Genomic DNA, 17785 nt, shown 5'->3' on the forward strand with positions numbered 1-17785 from the left:
GTCAGACCTTCAGATAGCGGCGGAGCGTCAGCATGGACGAGACGCCCGCGAGGACGACCCCCAGCCCGATGAGCAGCGGGGAGAGCATGAGCGCCTGCGCCGGCGAGATGAACGCGGTGTCGGGATACTGCTTCGCCAGGACGTCGCCCAGGAAGAACTTCGCCACGGCCCACAGGGTCGCCGAGGCGAGGACGGCTCCGACGACGGCGGCGATCACCCCCTCGAGCACGAACGGCAGTTGGATCACGAGTTTCGACGCGCCCACGAGGCGCATGATCCCGGTCTCGCGGCGGCGACTGAAGGCCGAAAGCCTGATGGTGGTGCCTATCAGGAGAATGGCGCACACGATCATGACCGCCGCAATGACGATCGCCACGAACGACGCACCGTTCATGACCGAGAACAGGCGTTCGAGCAGCTGACGCTGATCGATCACGGTCTCGACCCCGGGCCGCGACGAGAAGGTCTCACTGATGATCTGGTACTTCTCGGGGTCCTTGAGGTTGATCCGGAAGGACGACGGCAGCTGGTCAGGCGTCACGGAGTCCACGATCGGCGAATTCGCGAACTGCTCCTTGAAGTGCTGATACGCCTCGGCCTGGGACTCGAAGTGGTAGTCGTTGACGTACTGGGCGACGGCCGGCGAGTCGAGGAGCGCCTGGATCGACTTCTGCTGATCGGGCGTTACGGTGCCGCCCGCGCAGCCGGCCGCCGTCGAGCCGGGGCCGCACAGGAAGATGGCGACCTGGACGCGGTCGTACCAGTAGCCCTTCATCTGGCTGATCTGGAGCTGGAGCATACCCGCGGCGCCCACAAAAGTGAGGGACACGAACGTCACGAGGATGACCGAGACGACCATCGCGAGGTTGCGGCGCAGGCCGCTCGCGATCTCTCCAAGGATGAAAGCGAGGCGCATCAGATCTCCTCCTCGCCCATGCCTGGGGATGACGCAACCCGCTGCCTGGACCTCCCGGGCTCCGGCTCGGATTCTCGACCGGCATCTTGGCCCGGCGCTCCACCAGGCTCCGCACGCCGCGACGGGCGCACCGCGGGGATCATCGACGTGTAGAGAGCCTTGGCCTCGTCGCGGACGATCCGTCCGGCGCCGAGTTCAATCACGCGCTTGCGCATCGAGTTGACGATGTCGTCGTCGTGGGTGGCCATGACCACGGTGGTCCCGTTCTGGTTGATCTTGTCAAGGACCTGCATGATGCCCTGCGACGTGGTCGGGTCGAGGTTTCCGGTGGGCTCGTCGGCGAGCAGGATTCCCGGGCGATTGACGACCGCGCGGGCGATCGCGACACGCTGCTGTTCGCCGCCCGAGAGCTCGTGGGGCATGCGGCGACCCATGCCCTCGAGCCCGACGGTCTTGAGGACCTCGGGAACGGTCTCTCGGATCACGCTGCGGTTCTTCCCGATGACCTGCATAGCAAATGCCACGTTAGCGAACACCGTTTTCTGCGGGAGGAGGCGGAAGTCCTGAAAGACGACGCCGATGCCTCGGCGCAGGCGGGGAACGCGCCAGCTGGACAGCTTGGCGACGTTCTGCCCCGCGACGAAGACCGTTCCGGTGGTCGCGCGGTCTTCACGGAGCACGAGCCGTAGGAACGTGGACTTGCCGGAGCCCGACGGGCCGACGAGGAACGTGAATTCTCCGCGCTCCACTTCAATGGAGACGGAATCTAGCGCCGGACGGGCCTTTTTGTCATAGACCATCGTGACGTTGTCGAAGCGAATCATGGCACTTCCGGCCCGGCACGACGCGAGGCGTCAGGCACCCGGCGCACGGGCGGGGCTCGGGGACGGAAGGCGCCGGCTGTTTGACTATAGGCATGGGCCCCGGATTCAACCGGGTTCCACGCGCGGCGTGTCGCTTATAAGCCCCGCAGGGCCCGGCTTAGGCCTCGCCGGACTGTCGCTGCGACGCGCGCCAACGAATCCCGGCGTCGATGAAGTCGTCGATGTCTCCGTCGAGCACTGCGGACGGGTTGCCCACCTCATGCTCGGTGCGCAGGTCCTTCACCATCTGGTACGGGTTGAGCACATAGGAGCGCATCTGGTCGCCCCACGAGGCCTTCACATCGCCCGCGAGAGCCTTCTTCTCGGCGTCCTCCTGCTCCTTCTTGAGGAGGAGGAGCCTCGACTGGAGGACTCGCATCGCGGCCGCGCGGTTCTGGATCTGCGACTTCTCGTTCTGCATCGACACGACAATGCCGCTCGGAAGGTGCGTCAGGCGGACCGCCGAGTCGGTCGTGTTGACAGACTGGCCGCCCGGGCCCGAAGACCGGAACACGTCGACCCGGATCTCATTGTCCGGGATCTCGATGGAGTCCGTCTGCTCGATGAGAGGGATGACTTCGACGGCCGCAAACGACGTCTGGCGGCGCCCCTGGTTGTCAAACGGGCTGATGCGCACGAGGCGGTGTGTTCCAGCCTCCACCGAGAGCGTCCCGTAGGCGAACGGGGCGTTCACCTCGAACGTCGCGGACTTGATGCCTGCCTCTTCCGCGTACGACGTGTCCATGACCTTGGTCGAATAGCCCCGGCGCTCGGCCCAGCGGAGGTACATGCGCAGGAGCATCTCGGCGAAGTCGGCGGCGTCGACGCCGCCTGCGCCCGAGCGGATCGTCACCACGGCCTCGCGCTCGTCGTACTCGCCGTTGAGGAGCGTCACCACTTCGAGCTCCTCGAGGGACTTGCGGATCGAAGCGAATTCCTTCGATGCCTCGGCGAGCGAGTCGGGATCGCCCTCCTCTTCGGCGAGTTCGACGAGCACTTCGAGATCGTCGATCCGGGTGCCGAGCCGCTCGACGCGCTCGAGGTCCGCCTGACGGTGGGAGAGGCGCGAGGTCACCTGCTGCGCCTTGCTGGGATCGTCCCAGAGGTCCGGAGCTCCCGCGGCCTCGCTGAGCTCGACGATCTCGGCGCGAAGCGCTTCGACGTCGGTCACCTGCTCGATGGAGGCGTGCGTGGCGCGGAGCGCGCGGATTTCTACGGGAAAGTCGATCTCAGCCATAACCATCCAAGGTTACGCCATCGGCTAGCGCGCAAGCCTCGCGCGCCCAGTGGAGGTTGCCTCGATCGGCACGCCGTCGGGCACGAAGATCCCGACAAGCGGCGGGCGGGCGACGGCGGTGAGCGTCACCCTCGCACTCCGCGCGTCGGGAGACCCCGTCGAAGCGGCGACGCGAAGCCCCTCGAGCCGGGCCGATGCGCCGTCGCGCGCCAAGTAGGTGTGTACCGCGGCTCTCACGCGCTCGTCTCCGAGGGTGGCGGCCGGCGGACCCGGGCCAGCTGCGACATCCGCGAGGGCAAAGCTGTCCGCAGCGGCCTGAGCCGCGCCGTCCGCGACCGAGAGGAGGCGCTTGTGCTCGAGATAGACGGCGGACACTCCGGTGACGACGCCACCCACCAGCAGACAAAGCACCACGTAGCCAACGGCCAGGACGGCGATCTGGCCAGAGTCGCCGGCCATCGCGCCTCGTGCACGGCGCCTCACCGGAACCGCCCGACGATCTGGGTGGCGCTCGCGCTCACGCGCCCGGCCGTGAGCGGGCCGGGTCCGAGGTCCGGCGAGAGCGGCAGCGGAACGTTGACCGCAACACTGACCGTGACCGCCCCGCCGGCCTCGAGGCACTGCGGCCGATCGCACGAGATGTTCAGGGTCCAGGCGGTGTCCGCCACCTTGAAGTCGGCCATGGCGACCCTCACTGCCGCCTCAGCGCTCGAAAGGGCCGCCGTGGAGTCGGGGGCGCGCACGAAGACCTTGGCAGCATGATCGGCCGCGCCGGCGGCCGCATACGAAGCCCCTTGCAGCGTTCCCGCCGATACCACAAAGTAGACGACCGGGACGAGCAGGAGCGCACCCAGCATGACGAACTCGACAACAGCGCTCCCCCGATCTCCTGCCGGACCAGATGAGGCGGGCGGAGCTGGCACGAGGTCCGACGGCGCGGAATGCGCCCACCGCGCACGCTCAGGAACGCGGTGCATGGCCGGTCACCGTCACAAGGCCCGGCGGTCCGGCCAGGCCGACGAGCGGGAGGCGCGAGGTAACCCGGACTTCGAGGACTCGCGTCCCCGATAGGGTCGCCTCCCCAGCCGAGATGTCCGCAGCGAATTCCTCGCCCACCGTCATCGTCACGAGCTCGGCCGCGCGTCGCTCAGCGTCCTCCGCTCCGCGATCCCCGAGCGAGCCGTATCTGGCCGCCGACGCCGCCGCGTCCGTCAGGGTATTCCGCACGTGAAGGACGAGCGTGAGCTGAACAATGGCGAGCGCGAAGACCGTGAGGAGGCCGCCGACCATGACGAACTCCGCCGGCGCCGAGCCTCCCTCGCGGAGCCGTGGCTCCAATTGCCTCGGCATCGGGCTACTTGCTGACTTTGCTGATCGCTTGCTGGAAGAGTCCCTCGAGGGCCGGACCCGCGACCGCCAACAGTCCCATGACCAGGACGGCACTCATGAGCGTGATCATGACCCATCCCGGGACGTCCCCGCGATCTGACTGTTCTCCGCGCTTGTGGTCGCCCAGCGCGAGAACGTAGACGGCGATCCGGAACGGAAGGCCGCTCACTCTGGCTAGACCGATTGCCGTGGCTAGGCCGATTGCTCTGGCTAGGCCGGGAATGATGTTCATGATCCCCCAATTTCTTTGCAGCGTTTCTTTGGTGCGTACCGTTGGTGTTCTTTGTGGATTCGCTTCTCTGGTGCGTTGATCACAGCCCCAGGGTCAAGGCGGCCACGCCGGGATAGACCGCGAAGATCACGGTGAGTGGCAAGACCCCGAACACGAGCGGCACCATCATTCCGATCTCCTTGCGTCCCGCGGCCTCCATCAGCTCGCGCTTGGCGACGTCGCGGACGTCTTGGGCTTGCGCACGGAGCACGTCCGCGAGCGGTGTGCCTCGCTCGAGTGCCACCACGAGGCCGTCAACGAAACGAGTGATCGGCGCGAGTCCTACCCGATCGGCCATCCGCTGTAGGCCCCCGACGAACGGCGTCCCTGCCCGCGAATCCGCCAGCACGAGCCTGAATTCGTCCGAGAGCGCCCCTCGCGAAAGCTGGGCCGTCCGTTCGAGGGCGCCGTGGGCCGTCTCCCCGGCGCCGACCGCGAGGGCCATCATGTCCGCGACCGACGGGAACTCGGACAAGATCCGACGCTGACGCCGGCGCACAGCGCTCGAGAGGACGTATGCGCGGCCGGCAACCCCACACGTTGTTGCCGCGAGGACTAGGAGCACCGCGAGCAACGCCGAGATCCGCCCCGAGACCGTCAGAGAGACGCCCGCGGCCGTCGCCCCGGCGAAGGCCACGCCGCCCCAGACCAACTGTTCGGCGCGGAAGTCCGCGACGCTCTGAGGCGAGCCGGCGGCGGCGAGCCGCTTCGACAGGGCGCCGTTGCCGACGCTTAGCCCTGAAAGCCGCGCGACCGCTTCCCCCATCACGGGACGCACAATCCGCTCGAGCGGCCCGAAAGGCGTGACCGCCGCCGGCTCGCGGCGCAGGAGCCGGGAGGAGCCATCAATCGAGCGCAGCTGAGCGGCCACTCGATCGGCGAATGTAGCCCGGCGCATCATCGGGAGGCGGACGAAGACGGTCCAGAGACCAGAGCCGAGAAGCCCACCGCACAGCACAGCCAGTACGGTCGTCCCGGTCATCGGAGGACCCGCTGTTCGGCGGGAAGGGAGCCGATGCGCAACATCACGCGATAGCACGCGACGGAGACGACGAGCCCGCTCACAAGGACCAGGAGTCCTGCCGGTTGGGCGTACGCCGCCATGGCCTCTGGCCTCGTGGCGAGCAGCAGGAGAACCACCCACGGCGCCGCGACAGCGAGACGGGCCGCGTTGACCGTCCACGATTGCCGGGCCTCAAGTTCACTCCGGGTGCGCGCATTGTCGCGGAGGAATTCGGCGAGCGTTCCGAGGAGTCGGCCAAGGTCTGACCCGCCGACCTCCCGCGTGAGCCGCAGAGCCTCAATGATCCGATCAGCGACCGGATCGGCGAGCCGGTCCTTGAGCCGATCGAGCGACGACCCGAACGTCCCGCCCGAGCGATAGTCGGCCGCGAAGTCGAGGAAGACCCCGCGAAGCGGCTCGGGGCCCTTGATGCCCAGTTGCATGAGAGCCTCCGGCAGGGGCAGACCCGCGCGAATCGCTGACCGCAAGTGATCGACCGCGTCGGGCCACAGTTCCCGCACGACGCTCGCGCGCCGTCGCGCCTGCCAGGTCACGAGCGCCACGGGAAGCCACGACGCGAAGAGGCCAAAGCACGCCGCGACAGGCCAGGCGGCAGTGAGGACGAACAGCGCGAAGGCCACGACGAGCCCGAGTCCCGCACACGACGCGAGGAGGCCTCCGGGGCTCACGCGCTGAATGCCCGCCTGCCGGATGAGCTGCTCGATCTTCCCCGGGCGGCGATCACGCGGGCGCCGCGGCGGAGACTCCCACCACGACCACCAGATGAGGAAGGCACCGAGCCCACCGGCGAGTCCGAGAGCGGCCGCCATTACACCGCCTCGAGCAGGCTCGGGAGGTCGATCCCGGCGCGGGCGAACTTTTCCGGCTTGGGCAGGCTGATCGAGCGCGGACGCAACGTGCCGTCGTCGTCGGCGAACACCGTCGAGGTCTCGATCACCCCGTTCTCGACTCGCGACCCCAGGGCGAGGATCTCGGCAACGTGCCGGTGCCCGTCGGCCCGCCTCGCACAATGCACGACGAGATCGATGCAACTCGCGACCGTGGGGATGACGAAAGCACTCGAGATGTTCTGGCCGGCGAGAAGCGGGAGCGTGCAGAGCTTCGTGACGGCGTCCTGGGCGGAATTGGCGTGGATCGTGCACATACCCGGCAGCCCGGAATTCAGGGCGATGAGCATGTCGAGGCTCTCCGCCTCGCGCACCTCCCCCACGACGAGCCGATCCGGTCTCATGCGCAGCGCCTCCTTGACGAGCCGCCGAAGCGGAATCTCACCTGCACCCTCGAGATTCGGCTGCCGGCACTGCAGGCCGACGACGTCCCGGAGCGGGAACTGGAGCTCGAAGATCTCCTCGACCGTCACGACGCGTTCCCGAAAGCCGATGGCGGCGCCGAGGCAATTGAGAAGGGTCGTCTTGCCGGCCTGGGTCGCGCCGGAGACGAGGATGTTGAGCCCTCCCGCGACCGCGGCCGCAAGGAAGCGCGCCGCCTGGGGCGTCAGCGAGCCAAGCTCCACGAGATGGTCGAGGCGCGATGCGCGGGCCACGAACTTGCGGACATTGACAGCCCAGTGTCGGCGCGTGATGTCCGGGATGACCACGTGAAGGCGCGAGCCGTCCGGGAGGGAAGCATCAACGAACGGGCTCGAGAGATCAAGACGCCGGCCCGACGACTTGAGCATCCGCTCGACGAGATCCCTGATCTGCCCCTCGGACAGCGCCACCGAGGTGAGCTCCGATGCGCCGCCGCGGGCGATGAACACCTCGTGCGGGGCGTTGATCCAGATCTCTTCAATGCTCCGATCGTCGAGGAGCGGCTGCAGCAAGCCGAAGCCGGCGACGGCGTCGAACACCGTCTTTCTCGCGACATCCGCCTCGCCCAGAGGCGGAACGGCACCCAGCAAGGCCCGTTCGTCGTAATCCTCGACGGCGGCGTCCACGAGCCTCTTGATCTCGTCGGCCTGTCCGAGCGGGTCGAGGCCCCGCACGCGGATCAGCTCACGGACCTCGCCCTCGACGATGCGTATGGCATCCATACATCCCCCAAAGTGCAGCGCAGGCTGCTCCCTCTCGCCCCGGGCAGGTGCGGTGCCGCGGCGCGCCGACTCCCCAGCCGACGAAACTCAGCGTAGCCGACGTCCCACAGCACGGAGTCCCGCTTCCTCGACCCTGTGGATAACCGGCAGCCACGCCGCCTCCAGGCTCACGCCGACGGCAACTCAGGCCGCTGGATCGGCTCGGCCGCTACGGCCCGATAATCGCCGTCGCACGCCGTCAGGGCGCCGTCTTCCGCGCCGAGGAGGCGCACGACGTCATCCTCGCTCACGCCCTTGAGCCGCAGAGAGTCAACGAGCCACAGCTCGAGTTGCCAACAGTCGTTGACCGCCCCGAGGGCCTCCTGCCGCTTCTCTGCGCCGACCGCGACGCGACCCGTGCCGTCCGCGGCCCACGCTTGCAGCGACTCCGCCATGTACCGGAGCCGCTTGAGGGCCTTGCGCTCGGCATGGAGATGCGTCCAGCGTGCCGCACCCGGAGAAAAAGCTTGGGCCTCCGTCCTCAGCCGTTCGCACAGCTCCCACTGCTGGCGGAGCAGGCCGGCCACGGAATCGTCAGCGAACTCCGTGTTCCGGAGGCGTAGCGCCCCGGCCGCGCTCTCCGCGCTCCTGCGAAGCTGCTTGGGGTGAAGCTGGGCGAGCCCCGTATCGGCACGCTCCTCGAGGTCTCGCCGGAGCGCAGGAAGGCTCGCGACATCCTGCGGCAGGGGCGGCTGGGAGAGTCGCTCGAGGGCCACCTGCGGATCCCGCACCGCGCCGAGATGACGGACGACGGCGCGCGCCGCCTTGAGCTGCGCCTTCTTCGCCTTGAACAGTGACTTCCCGTACCCGCCGTGAACCGACAGGACGCGCCGCAGGGCGGCCCGCGCGTCGTGAACCGCCTCGACGTCGCCGGCAGCAGCGGCCGGAATCAGCTCGAGGAGCTTGTCGAGATAGTGGTCAAGATAGCCGCCAATCGCGGCGGCGGCACTCGTCGCGGGATCCATGCCTCCAGTGTCCTCGCGTGACCGGGCGCACAGCAACGGCCCTTCCACCGGCGTTCGGCCGCAGGCGGACTGTGCCCTCGGTGACCCGTCAGTTGAAGATGATGTTCACCTGGCGCGCGAAGTTGCTGTTGGTCAGCTGCCACGTGCTGCCGCGCACGATGCCGACTGTCGAGCCGCCCACGCCGTCCCAGTCGCCTGTCACAGGCGTATCGGTGCCGACACCGAACGGGAAGTAGTTGTCGACGCGCTGGCCGTTGTTGCTCAGGTAGAACCAGCCGTTGCGGACCACGCCGATGCCCCACGAGCGGCCGCCGGCCCAGTTCCCGGCGATGGGTATGTCGCCGGGATCGCCGTAGGGGAACGCGTACGTGACGCCGGGATAGGGGCTCAACGAATCAGTCAGGTACCAGAGGCCGTTGCGCACAACGCCGATCGTCGTGACGCCTTGCCCGTCCCAGTCGCCAGTGATCGGCGTGTCCGTCGCCGTGCCGTAGTTCACCACTCGGTCCACAGTGAGAGTGGAGATCGAGTTGGTGAGCTGCCACTGGCCGTTGCGGACGATGCCGGGGGTGTCGATTCCATCGCCGTTCCAGTCTCCGACGACTGGCTTGTCAGTCCCGATTCCGTACCAGAAGCACGCTGGCCCAGACGTGGGCCTCTGGAGGCACCACTTCCCGTTCAGAACCCAGCCGCCGTAAGCCTTGCCATCACCCCACCAGCGCCCCGAGATGGGCGTCGCGCCGGCGGGCATCCCGATGTCCTGGCGGTGCTCGAGGGCGGGTGCGACCGTCACGGTCGCGGACGAGGCCGTCACCGAGTTGACGGTGACGGTCGTGCCGCCGTCGGTTGTGAACGTCTGGCCGGCCTGCCACGAGAGGTCACTGCGGTAGTAGCCGCTGAACGGAGCGGTGGTCTTCGGGATCAGGACAGACTCGGTCGGATCCGTGCTGGTCTTGATGACCTGCACCCCCTGATTCCCGTTCACCGCCGTCGGGGCGTCATAGCCCACGGGCGCCTTGTATTGGAGGTAATACTCCTCACCGGTCACCGGGTCCTGGAACTTGATCGCGCGGTTGGCGCCCGTCCCGGCCCACGGAGTCAGGGTGTATGTAGCCGACTGTGCGACCGTGCCGACGTCGGCGATCTCGTTGCCGTTGCCGAAGCCGCCGAACTGGAACAGGACGGAATCGAGGTACGGCTCGTTGTATTGCGAGATGCCCATGACGTCCGTGTTGTTGCCGTATTCGCGCGACGTGCAATTGCTATCCGCGAACGCCCCGTTGACGATCCTCGAATCGGGCCGTGAGTCGGTGCACTCGAGCGTGTTCGCGTGCCCGAGGCCCTGGATGTGGCCGAGTTCGTGAGTCATGACGGGCGCCGTGAACTGCGACGGCTGGGCAAGCATCACGCGCCCGCCCTCGCTCCCCGTGGACCACGTGACGCCGAGGGCGTTCGCGGTGCCGTTGATGGTGATGTTGCTGGCCGGGTCGACGACCATGATGACCTTGTTCGCCGTATCGGTCCAGTGCAGCTGGTTCGTCACGGCGTTCATGATCGTCACGAACTCATCCGTCGACGAGACCTGGGTCGAGAGATTCGACAGCGAATCCAGGTGCAGCGAAATGTGCCCCGCCGAAATGGTCTGCCAATATCCATTGGCGGTGTTGAACGCGCTCTGCAAGGCGTTCGTGTCGTACGTCGCGGTCGGCTTGTCGCGGGTCTGGAGCGTCACGAGCGTGATGCCGATCTGGGCGTTGCGCTGCGGATAGCTGAGGGCGGGCTGGACTGCCGACGGCGCGGCCGCCCGAGTTGGCTGGACTGCCGACGGCGCGGCCGCCCGAGTTGGCTGGACTGCCGACGGCGCGGCCGCCCGAGTTGGCGCGGCCTGCGCCGGTGCGGCCACCGCGGCCCCCGCGCCGATCACCAAGAGAGTGGAAATGAGTGCCGCCGCTGCGCGGCGCGCGGCACTCCCGAACATTAGCGACCCCATACACAGTCCCATCACAGCTGACACAACCCTAGTGAACACTACGAGACTCACTGCTCAGAAAGGAAGGGACAAAGTCACGACCAATACTTTTTCAGTTAAATTCACGAGCGCGTCATGTCTCCCCGCGGGACAATGCGTGGCGCCTCAGCATTTAGCTTCGTGGCGAAACGTAAGCATCAAGCCGGCGGTCCCACGCCTCGACTGCGAACCCCGTGGCGCGCAGCTTCGCGAGGTCGAGCGCGCTGCGCAGCGGCCGGGGCGCAGCGTTCTTTCCACGGAAGTAGTCCTCGGTGCTCACCCCGCTCACGTCGCTCGCGTCGTGGCCCGAAAGCGTGTACACGCTCTTGGCGATGTCCGCCCAGGACTGGGGGTCGCCGTCGTTCGTGAGGTTGTACACGCCGTACGGTGCCGTTGTGTCGAGGAGATGCCTTATCCCAGCCGCGATGTCCTCGGTAAACGAGAGCCGGCCGATCTGATCGTCGACCACGGACGGCTTGATGCCTCGGTCCGCGAGGCTCGCCATGATGCGCACGAAGTTCGCACCCTCGCCGATGACCCACGAGGTGCGGACAATGTAGTGCCGCGGAACCACGGAGACCACGGCGTCTCCCGCAGCCTTGGTCTGGCCGTAGACCCCGAGCGGCGAGAATCCCTCCGCCTCGTCGTGAACGTCGGCGGAGCCGTCGAAGACATAGTCGCTTGAGACGCTGACAAGGGTGAGGCCGTTGGCGACGGCCACGCGCGCTAGCCGCGCGACCGCGGTCACGTTGACGGCCCACGCCGCGCGCCGACCCTCGGGCGTCTCGGCCTTGTCCACGGCCGTATACGCCGCCGCGTTGATGATCGTCGAGTAGTTCCTCCAGTTTCGGCTCTCGAACGACGCGGCGTCGGTGAGGTCGAACTCGGCGCGCGCTGCGAACTCGACGCTCGCGTCGCCGTCGTATGCCTTGCGCAGCGCCTTGCCGAGCTGCCCGTCGGCGCCGAGCACGAGCGTCTTGCGCGGGGCCATCGGGACGACGTCGGCGAGGCGCGGGTGGGCGCGGTCCTTGTCGGACAGCTCGGCCTGCTCGAGCGGGATCGGCCACGCGATCGCCGACGACTCGTCCGCGAGGTTGAGGAAGGTGTATTGGCTCTGGGCGTCGGCCGACCAGTGGTCGTTGACGAGATAGGCGTACGCCGTCCCGTCCTCGAGCGTCTGGAACGCGTTGCCCACGCCCCGCGGGATGAAGATGGCCTTCGACGGATCGAGCTCCGCGGTAAACACTGCGCCGAACGTGGGGCCCTCGCGCAGATCGACCCACGCGCCGAAGATCCGACCGGTCGCGACGGACACGTACTTGTCCCAGGGCTCCGCGTGGATGCCGCGGGTCGTGCCCGCCTTCTCGTTGAACGAGATGTTGTTCTGGACCGGCCCGAAGTCGGGCAAGCCCAGCGCGAGCATCTTCTCGCGCTGCCAGTTCTCCTTGAACCAGCCGCGGTTGTCGCCGTGGACTGGCAGGTCGTACAGGACGACGCCGGGGATCGGCGTCTCGTGCGCCGCGAGCGGTTTGGAGAACTCGGTCACTGTCCCTGCTCCTTGTACTTGGCCTCGGTCTGTGCCTTCTGCGGGCGCCACCAGGCCTCGTTGTCTCGATACCACTCAACCGTCGCCTCGAGGCCGGCCTCGAAGTCCTGGAACTGCGGCTTCCAGCCGAGCTCCGTGCGCAGCTTCGTCGAGTCGATCGCGTAGCGCATGTCGTGACCTGGGCGGTCCACGACGTGGTCGTACGCGTCGGCGGCGAGGCCCATGGTCTTGAGGATGAGCTCGACGACCGACTTGTTGTCCTTCTCGCCATCAGCCCCAATCAGGTAGGTCTCCCCAATGCGGCCGCTTTCGAGGATGGTCAGGACTGCCGAGGAGTGGTCGTCGGCGTGAATCCAGTCGCGCACGTTCTCACCCTTGCCGTAGAGCTTGGGGCGCACGCCGTCGAGCACGTTCGTGATCTGGCGCGGGATGAACTTCTCGACATGCTGGTAGGGGCCGTAGTTGTTCGAGCAGTTGCTGATCGTGGCCTGGAGCCCGAAGGACCGCACCCATGCGCGCACCAGAAGATCGGAGCCTGCCTTCGTCGAGGAGTACGGGCTCGACGGGTTGTACGGTGTCTGTTCCGTGAAGCGCGCAGGATCGTCGAGCTCGAGGTCGCCGTAGACCTCGTCCGTCGAGATGTGATGGAACCTGACGCCATGCTTGCGAGCCGCCTCGATGAGCGTGAACGTCCCGATGATGTTGGTATCGAGGAACGGGTGCGGATCGTGGAGCGAGTTGTCGTTGTGGCTCTCCGCCGCGTAATGAACGACGGCGTCCGCCTCGCCGACGAGCTCGTCCACGAGGGCGGCGTCCGCGATGTCGCCCTTGACGAACCTGAACCGCTGGCCCGGGAGTCCCTTGAGCGACTCGAGATTGCCGGCGTACGTGAGCTTGTCAAGGACGGTGACGTGATGCTCCGTGTGACTCAGCACGTAGTGGACGAAGTTCGAGCCGATGAACCCGGCTCCGCCAGTGACGAGCAGTTTGCGCATGCGGCTTAGCCTACCTGCGCGGCGTGACCCTGCTACGACGCGGGGACGCGGGCCCGTCTGCGATAGATTGGGAACCATGCTGCATCCTCCTCCATTGCGCGTGCTGGTCATCATGCCCGCCTGGAACGAGTCCGAGACGGTCGGTGCCACGGTCCGTGAAGTGCTCGCGCAACCCGCCGGCTACGACGTCCTCGTGGTGAACGACGGTTCGACGGACGATACGGCGAGCGTGGCGCGGGGAGCGGGAGCCACCGTCCTCGATCTCCCCTACAACCTCGGGGTGGGCGGCGCAATGCGCGCGGGGTTCAAGTACGCGGTGCGGCACGGCTACGACGCGGCCATTCAGGTCGACGCGGATGGCCAGCACGACCCGCGGGATATCCCGCTCGTCCTCAATGGTCTTCGGGACGCCGACATCTCGATCGGCGCGCGCTTCGCGGAACGCGGCGATTACTCCGTGACCGGCCCCCGGAAGTGGGCCATGGTATTCCTCGCCAAGGTGATCTCGGGTCTCGCGAGGAAGCGATTGACCGACGTCACGAGCGGCTTCAAGGCCGTCAATCGCCGCGGTCTGGCCCAATTCATCGATCACTACCCCGCGGAATACCTCGGCGACACGATCGACTCCCTCGTCGTGGCCATCAAGTCCGGGTGCATTGTCACCCAAGTGCCCGTGGAGATGCGTCCGCGCCAGGGTGGCACCCCGAGCCATAACCCCTTCAAGTCCGCGATCTACCTGGGCAGGTCCGTTTTCGCACTCCTCTTCGCCTTGACGCGAAAACGATCTGCGCTGCCCGCGCCGGACCCAGTCGCAGGAGTCTGACCGTGGCCACCCTTTCCGCCTTTGTTCTCGCACTCGTCATTGTCGTCGTCGTCGTCGAGCTCCTCCGGCGCAAGAAGTTCCGCGAGAAGTACGCCGCGCTGTGGCTCATCGTCGGCTTGGCGACGCTCATCCTCGCCGCGTTTCCCCAGCTCCTCGCTCTCGTGGCCCGGACCCTCGGCGTCCAAGTCCCCTCGAATCTCCTCTTCGCGCTGAGCATCCTTCTCGCCCTTGGTGTGTGCCTGCACCTGTCGTGGGAGATTTCGATTGTCGAGGACGAAACCCGCGTTCTCGCGGAAGAGGCCGCGATCCTCCGCGCCCAACTCGAACGCCTCGAGGACCGAGTGACGGCCCTTGCCGTGCGCGAGGAGGAGCAGACGCGAGACTGCGACGGCGAGCCCAACTGACCAGCCTGTTCCACCGACCACGGAGAAAGCTTGATGGCTCTCGACATCCTCATCCCCTACTGGGGCGACCCGAGCTACATGAAGGACACCGTCAGAAGCGTCCTAGCCCAGAACAACGGCGACTGGAAACTGACTGTTGTCGACGACGCATACCCCTCGGAGGAGGTCAAGGAATTCGTCACGGCGCTTGACGACGAGCGGGTTCGTTACCTCCGCAAGGACCAGAACGAGGGCATCACCGAGAACTACCGAACATGCGTCTCGTTGGCGACCGAGGAGGTCATGGTCATCCTCGGCTGCGATGACATCCTCCTCCCCAACTACGTGGACGTGATTCTCGACGCGCATCGGCGGTTCCCGGACGCGGGCATCATTCAGCCCGGCGTCGAGGTCATCGACGAGAGGGGCACCGTGGTCAACACGCTCGTGGACTCGGTGAAGCAGAAGATCGTGAAGCCTCGTGGCGGCGGCGTGCAGGTCATCTCGGGCGAGACGATCGCCGCGAATCTGCTGCACGGCGACTGGCTCTACTGGCCCTCGCTGGCCTTCCGGACCGACAAGATGCGGGAGGTGGACTTCCGCGAAGGCTTCCCCATCATTCAGGACTTGGCCCTCATCATGGACATGATCTACCGCGGGGACCAGCTGCTCATCGAGCCGAGCGTTTGCTTCCAGTACCGCCGGCACTCCGCAAGCGCTTCCTCAACCAAGCTCGTCGACGGCTCACGCTTCGCCGGAGAGCGGGATTACTTCGCTCTGGCCGCCGCGCAGGCCGATGAGCTCGGCTGGAGCCGCGCCGCGCGCAGCGCGCGCCTGCGCCTCACTTCGCGCGCCCACGCGCTGAGTCTCCTCCCTGGCGCCGTCGCCGCGCGGAACGTCTCCGCCATCAAGGCGCTCGCGCGCCACACGTTCGGAAACTAGAGAATCAAGAGGGACACATTTCCATGGCAACAATCGAGGCACAGGGTTCCTCTCGCGGGACGGTTTTGGTCACAGGAGGGGCCGGCTTCATCGGGTGCGCCATCTCCTCGGCGCTCGTCGACGCCTTCGATCGGGTCGTCGTCGTCGATAACCTCCACCCGCAGATCCACGCAAGCGGCGAGCGCCCGAAGGAGCTCGCCGAAGGCGCGGAGCTCGTGATCGGTGATGTCACCGAAGCCGCCACGTGGGACCGCGTCCTCGCCGATGTCGCACCCGACGTCGTCATCCACCTCGCCGCTGAGACCGGAACCGGCCAGTCGCTCGAGGAGTCCAGCCGCCACGCGATCGCGAACGTCGTCGGCACCTCCCAGCTCTTGGACGGCCTCAACCGTCACGGCAAGCTCCCCCGCCGCATCGTGCTCTCGTCGAGCCGAGCGATCTACGGCGAGGGCGCCTGGAAGCGTACCGACGGCACCCAGTTCTACCCTGGACAGCGAACCAGCGAGATGTTGGACCAGGCCCAGTGGGACTTCTCCGACGCGGCCCCCACGGCCATGCGGGCCAGCGAGGTCGCGCCGGCCCCCGTGAGCGTCTACGGCGCCACCAAGCTGGCCCAGGAGCACGTCCTCCAGGCGTGGGCGAAGTCGTACGGCGTCGAAACCGTGATTCTTCGTCTGCAGAATGTCTACGGTCCCGGCCAGTCGCTCATCAATCCCTACACGGGCATCATGAGCCTCTTCTGCCGCATGGCCATGGGCGGCAAGTCGATCCCGCTGTACGAGGACGGCAACGTCCGCCGCGACTTCATCCTCATTGACGACGTCGCGTCGGCGATCGTCGCGGGCGCGACAAGCGAGAAGGTCGTGGGCGAGCCCATCGACATCGGCTCGGGCGAGTTCCAGACGATCGGAACCGCGGCCGAGATCATCGCGCGCCACTACGGCGCGCCGGAGCCTCATGTGACGGGCCAGTACCGCCAGGGCGACGTGCGGCACGCGTGGGCGGATGTCTCGGCGGCCAAGGAGGTGCTCGGCTGGGAGCCTCGGTTCTCGCTCGGCCAGGGCATCGAGCGCCTCGCCGGCTGGATTGCGACGCAGCCTGACGTTCAGCCCGCCTAACGCGAACACAAAAGACGGGACGCAGCCGGTTCGGCTGCGTCCCGTCTTTCGCTGATCAGCCGGCGCGAACCTGCTCTACCGGCTTGGGCGCCGGGTGGTCCCTTCGGCGCACACGACGCATCACCGGGCGCTCGACCCAGAGCCAGCTCGCCGCCGCGGTCGGGATGGTCAGAACGGTCGCGACGAGGATGAACGGGAGGATCCCCCACGACGCGACGCCAAACACCGCAGCAAGCTGCTGGAACGCGAACGCATAGATATACACGCCATACGAAATGTCGTTCTTGGCGATGATCTTGGGCTGCGGAAGCCACGTCGAAATCCACAGGGTCGCGTAGGCGACGAAGACACCGGAGGCCTGGCCGCCCCACCCTGGGAACATCGTGGAGATCGCAAGCGAAGCTACCGTGCACGCCACGCCGAGCGTCCAGTGGATGCCGACCCGTTCGCGCCATACGAAGACCGTGGCGCCGCCCAGAAAGAACGGAAGCAGCCTCAACAGGAGGTCCACGTCGGGGTTCGCGTCCGTGAGGTGATTCAACAGATTGAGCTTGGCGTGGCCCAGGGCGCTGAGGACGAACAGCACTGTAACCGGCCACGGCGATCGCCGAACGAACGCAAAGACGCCAATGACCGCCACGATGATGTAGCAGGCGAATTCGTAGTAGAGGGTCCAGAGGGACCCGTTCCATGCGCCCGGATACGGAACATTAAGCGGCGTCTTGGCGATGTCGTAATGGTTGATCTTCAGACCCAGGTTGGAGATCAGAAAGTCGAGGGGTGACGTCGGCGTCGTCAGGTACCCACGGAGGCTCCCGTTGGCCACCCAATAGCCGATCGGCGCGAAGACGACGACCATGACGACGAGGCAGACAATGAAGGCCGGCATGATCCGGGCCACTCGATGCACGAGATAGTCGCCGAGACCGTGCGACCAACGACTTGCCGTGATGAGGTAGCCGCTAATGCAGAAGAACCCGGCGACGGCCCACCCGCCCAGGGAGTCGCCCGCGAATCCGGGCTCGCCCGGAGCGCCTGTTAGCGGCCAGCTGTGATGCACCAAGACCAGGAAGGCGAGAATCAGGCGGATCAGATTGAGGCTATTGGCGCGAGGATCAAGCGGCCGACCAATCAGCATCCGCTTCGGTCTCTGAAGTTCCCGCACAAATCCTCCACTTCCCTGCGCTGGCCTGGCACGCCGGGACAAGTACTCCACCGACGCCTGCCGGGTGAC

The 17785-nt window shown here is 66.8% G+C and carries 19 protein-coding genes; 4 read left to right on the forward strand and 15 right to left on the reverse strand.

Going from position 1 to position 17785, the window contains the following annotated elements; genetic code table 11:
- Position 1 precedes the first annotated feature (1 nt).
- From ftsX to rfbB, 14 genes are all read right to left on the reverse strand, one after another.
- Entirely contained in the window at positions 2 to 916 is a 915-nt protein-coding gene (gene ftsX / locus ACOKR1_RS14225) for a permease-like cell division protein FtsX (protein ID WP_415853637.1), read from the reverse strand.
- Positions 916 to 1740, reverse strand: coding sequence for a cell division ATP-binding protein FtsE (gene ftsE / locus ACOKR1_RS14230; RefSeq protein ID WP_422933652.1), 825 nt, complete (start codon positions 1738 to 1740; stop codon positions 916 to 918). The genes ftsX and ftsE overlap by 1 nt, the downstream gene beginning before the upstream one ends.
- 157 nt (positions 1741 to 1897) lie before the next feature.
- Complete coding sequence (gene prfB, locus ACOKR1_RS14235) at positions 1898 to 3016, reverse strand: peptide chain release factor 2 (protein ID WP_422933653.1); 1119 nt, start codon at positions 3014 to 3016, stop codon at positions 1898 to 1900.
- A 24-nt stretch (positions 3017 to 3040) separates the two neighbouring features.
- The gene (locus tag ACOKR1_RS14240) at positions 3041 to 3475 is read right to left on the reverse strand and encodes a pilus assembly protein TadG-related protein (protein WP_422933654.1); all 435 of its coding nucleotides are present in this window, start codon (positions 3473 to 3475) and stop codon (positions 3041 to 3043) included.
- 20 nt (positions 3476 to 3495) lie between these two features.
- Positions 3496 to 3873 (reverse strand): hypothetical protein, encoded by a 378-nt coding sequence (locus ACOKR1_RS14245; RefSeq protein WP_422933655.1) that lies wholly within the window; start codon positions 3871 to 3873, stop codon positions 3496 to 3498.
- A 103-nt stretch (positions 3874 to 3976) separates the two neighbouring features.
- Positions 3977 to 4366, reverse strand: coding sequence for a TadE family protein (locus tag ACOKR1_RS14250; RefSeq protein WP_422933656.1), 390 nt, complete (start codon positions 4364 to 4366; stop codon positions 3977 to 3979).
- A gap of 4 nt (positions 4367 to 4370) precedes the next feature.
- Entirely contained in the window at positions 4371 to 4553 is a 183-nt protein-coding gene (locus ACOKR1_RS14255) for a hypothetical protein (protein WP_422936654.1), read from the reverse strand.
- Positions 4554 to 4716: 163 nt separating this feature from the next.
- Positions 4717 to 5658 (reverse strand): type II secretion system F family protein, encoded by a 942-nt coding sequence (locus ACOKR1_RS14260; RefSeq protein ID WP_422933657.1) that lies wholly within the window; start codon positions 5656 to 5658, stop codon positions 4717 to 4719.
- Complete coding sequence (locus tag ACOKR1_RS14265; protein ID WP_422933658.1) at positions 5655 to 6509, reverse strand: type II secretion system F family protein; 855 nt, start codon at positions 6507 to 6509, stop codon at positions 5655 to 5657. Before ACOKR1_RS14265 ends, ACOKR1_RS14260 begins: the two co-directional genes overlap by 4 nt.
- On the reverse strand, positions 6509 to 7732 hold the full coding sequence (locus ACOKR1_RS14270; protein WP_422933659.1) for a CpaF family protein: 1224 nt from the start codon (positions 7730 to 7732) through the stop codon (positions 6509 to 6511). The genes ACOKR1_RS14265 and ACOKR1_RS14270 overlap by 1 nt, the downstream gene beginning before the upstream one ends.
- A gap of 167 nt (positions 7733 to 7899) precedes the next feature.
- Entirely contained in the window at positions 7900 to 8736 is an 837-nt protein-coding gene (locus ACOKR1_RS14275) for a CHAD domain-containing protein (RefSeq protein ID WP_422933660.1), read from the reverse strand.
- Positions 8737 to 8824: 88 nt separating this feature from the next.
- Complete coding sequence (locus ACOKR1_RS14280) at positions 8825 to 10714, reverse strand: hypothetical protein (RefSeq protein ID WP_422933661.1); 1890 nt, start codon at positions 10712 to 10714, stop codon at positions 8825 to 8827.
- Between the two features lie 163 nt (positions 10715 to 10877).
- Positions 10878 to 12290, reverse strand: coding sequence for a sugar nucleotide-binding protein (locus tag ACOKR1_RS14285; protein WP_422933662.1), 1413 nt, complete (start codon positions 12288 to 12290; stop codon positions 10878 to 10880).
- Positions 12287 to 13285, reverse strand: a complete 999-nt coding sequence (gene rfbB, locus ACOKR1_RS14290; protein WP_422933663.1) for a dTDP-glucose 4,6-dehydratase — start codon at positions 13283 to 13285, stop codon at positions 12287 to 12289. The genes ACOKR1_RS14285 and rfbB overlap by 4 nt, the downstream gene beginning before the upstream one ends.
- Positions 13286 to 13361: 76 nt before the next feature.
- Here rfbB and ACOKR1_RS14295 point away from each other — a divergent pair, with 76 nt between their 5' ends.
- Genes ACOKR1_RS14295 through ACOKR1_RS14310 form a run of 4 tightly spaced genes read left to right on the forward strand, consistent with a single transcriptional unit; the run spans position 13362 to position 16551 of the window.
- On the forward strand, positions 13362 to 14108 hold the full coding sequence (locus tag ACOKR1_RS14295; RefSeq protein ID WP_422933664.1) for a glycosyltransferase family 2 protein: 747 nt from the start codon (positions 13362 to 13364) through the stop codon (positions 14106 to 14108).
- 2 nt (positions 14109 to 14110) lie between these two features.
- Positions 14111 to 14512 (forward strand): DUF2304 domain-containing protein, encoded by a 402-nt coding sequence (locus ACOKR1_RS14300; RefSeq protein WP_422933665.1) that lies wholly within the window; start codon positions 14111 to 14113, stop codon positions 14510 to 14512.
- Between the two features lie 33 nt (positions 14513 to 14545).
- A complete protein-coding gene (locus ACOKR1_RS14305; RefSeq protein WP_422933666.1) occupies positions 14546 to 15433 on the forward strand; it encodes a glycosyltransferase in 888 nt (295 codons plus the stop codon).
- Between the two features lie 23 nt (positions 15434 to 15456).
- Complete coding sequence (locus ACOKR1_RS14310) at positions 15457 to 16551, forward strand: NAD-dependent epimerase/dehydratase family protein (protein WP_422933667.1); 1095 nt, start codon at positions 15457 to 15459, stop codon at positions 16549 to 16551.
- A gap of 55 nt (positions 16552 to 16606) precedes the next feature.
- Here ACOKR1_RS14310 and ACOKR1_RS14315 read toward each other — a convergent pair whose 3' ends face one another.
- Positions 16607 to 17689, reverse strand: a complete 1083-nt coding sequence (locus ACOKR1_RS14315) for an acyltransferase family protein (protein ID WP_422933668.1) — start codon at positions 17687 to 17689, stop codon at positions 16607 to 16609.
- Positions 17690 to 17785: the final 96 nt, after the last annotated feature.

Source organism: Sinomonas sp. P47F7 (assembly GCF_049332655.1).
GTDB lineage: Bacteria > Actinomycetota > Actinomycetes > Actinomycetales > Micrococcaceae > Sinomonas.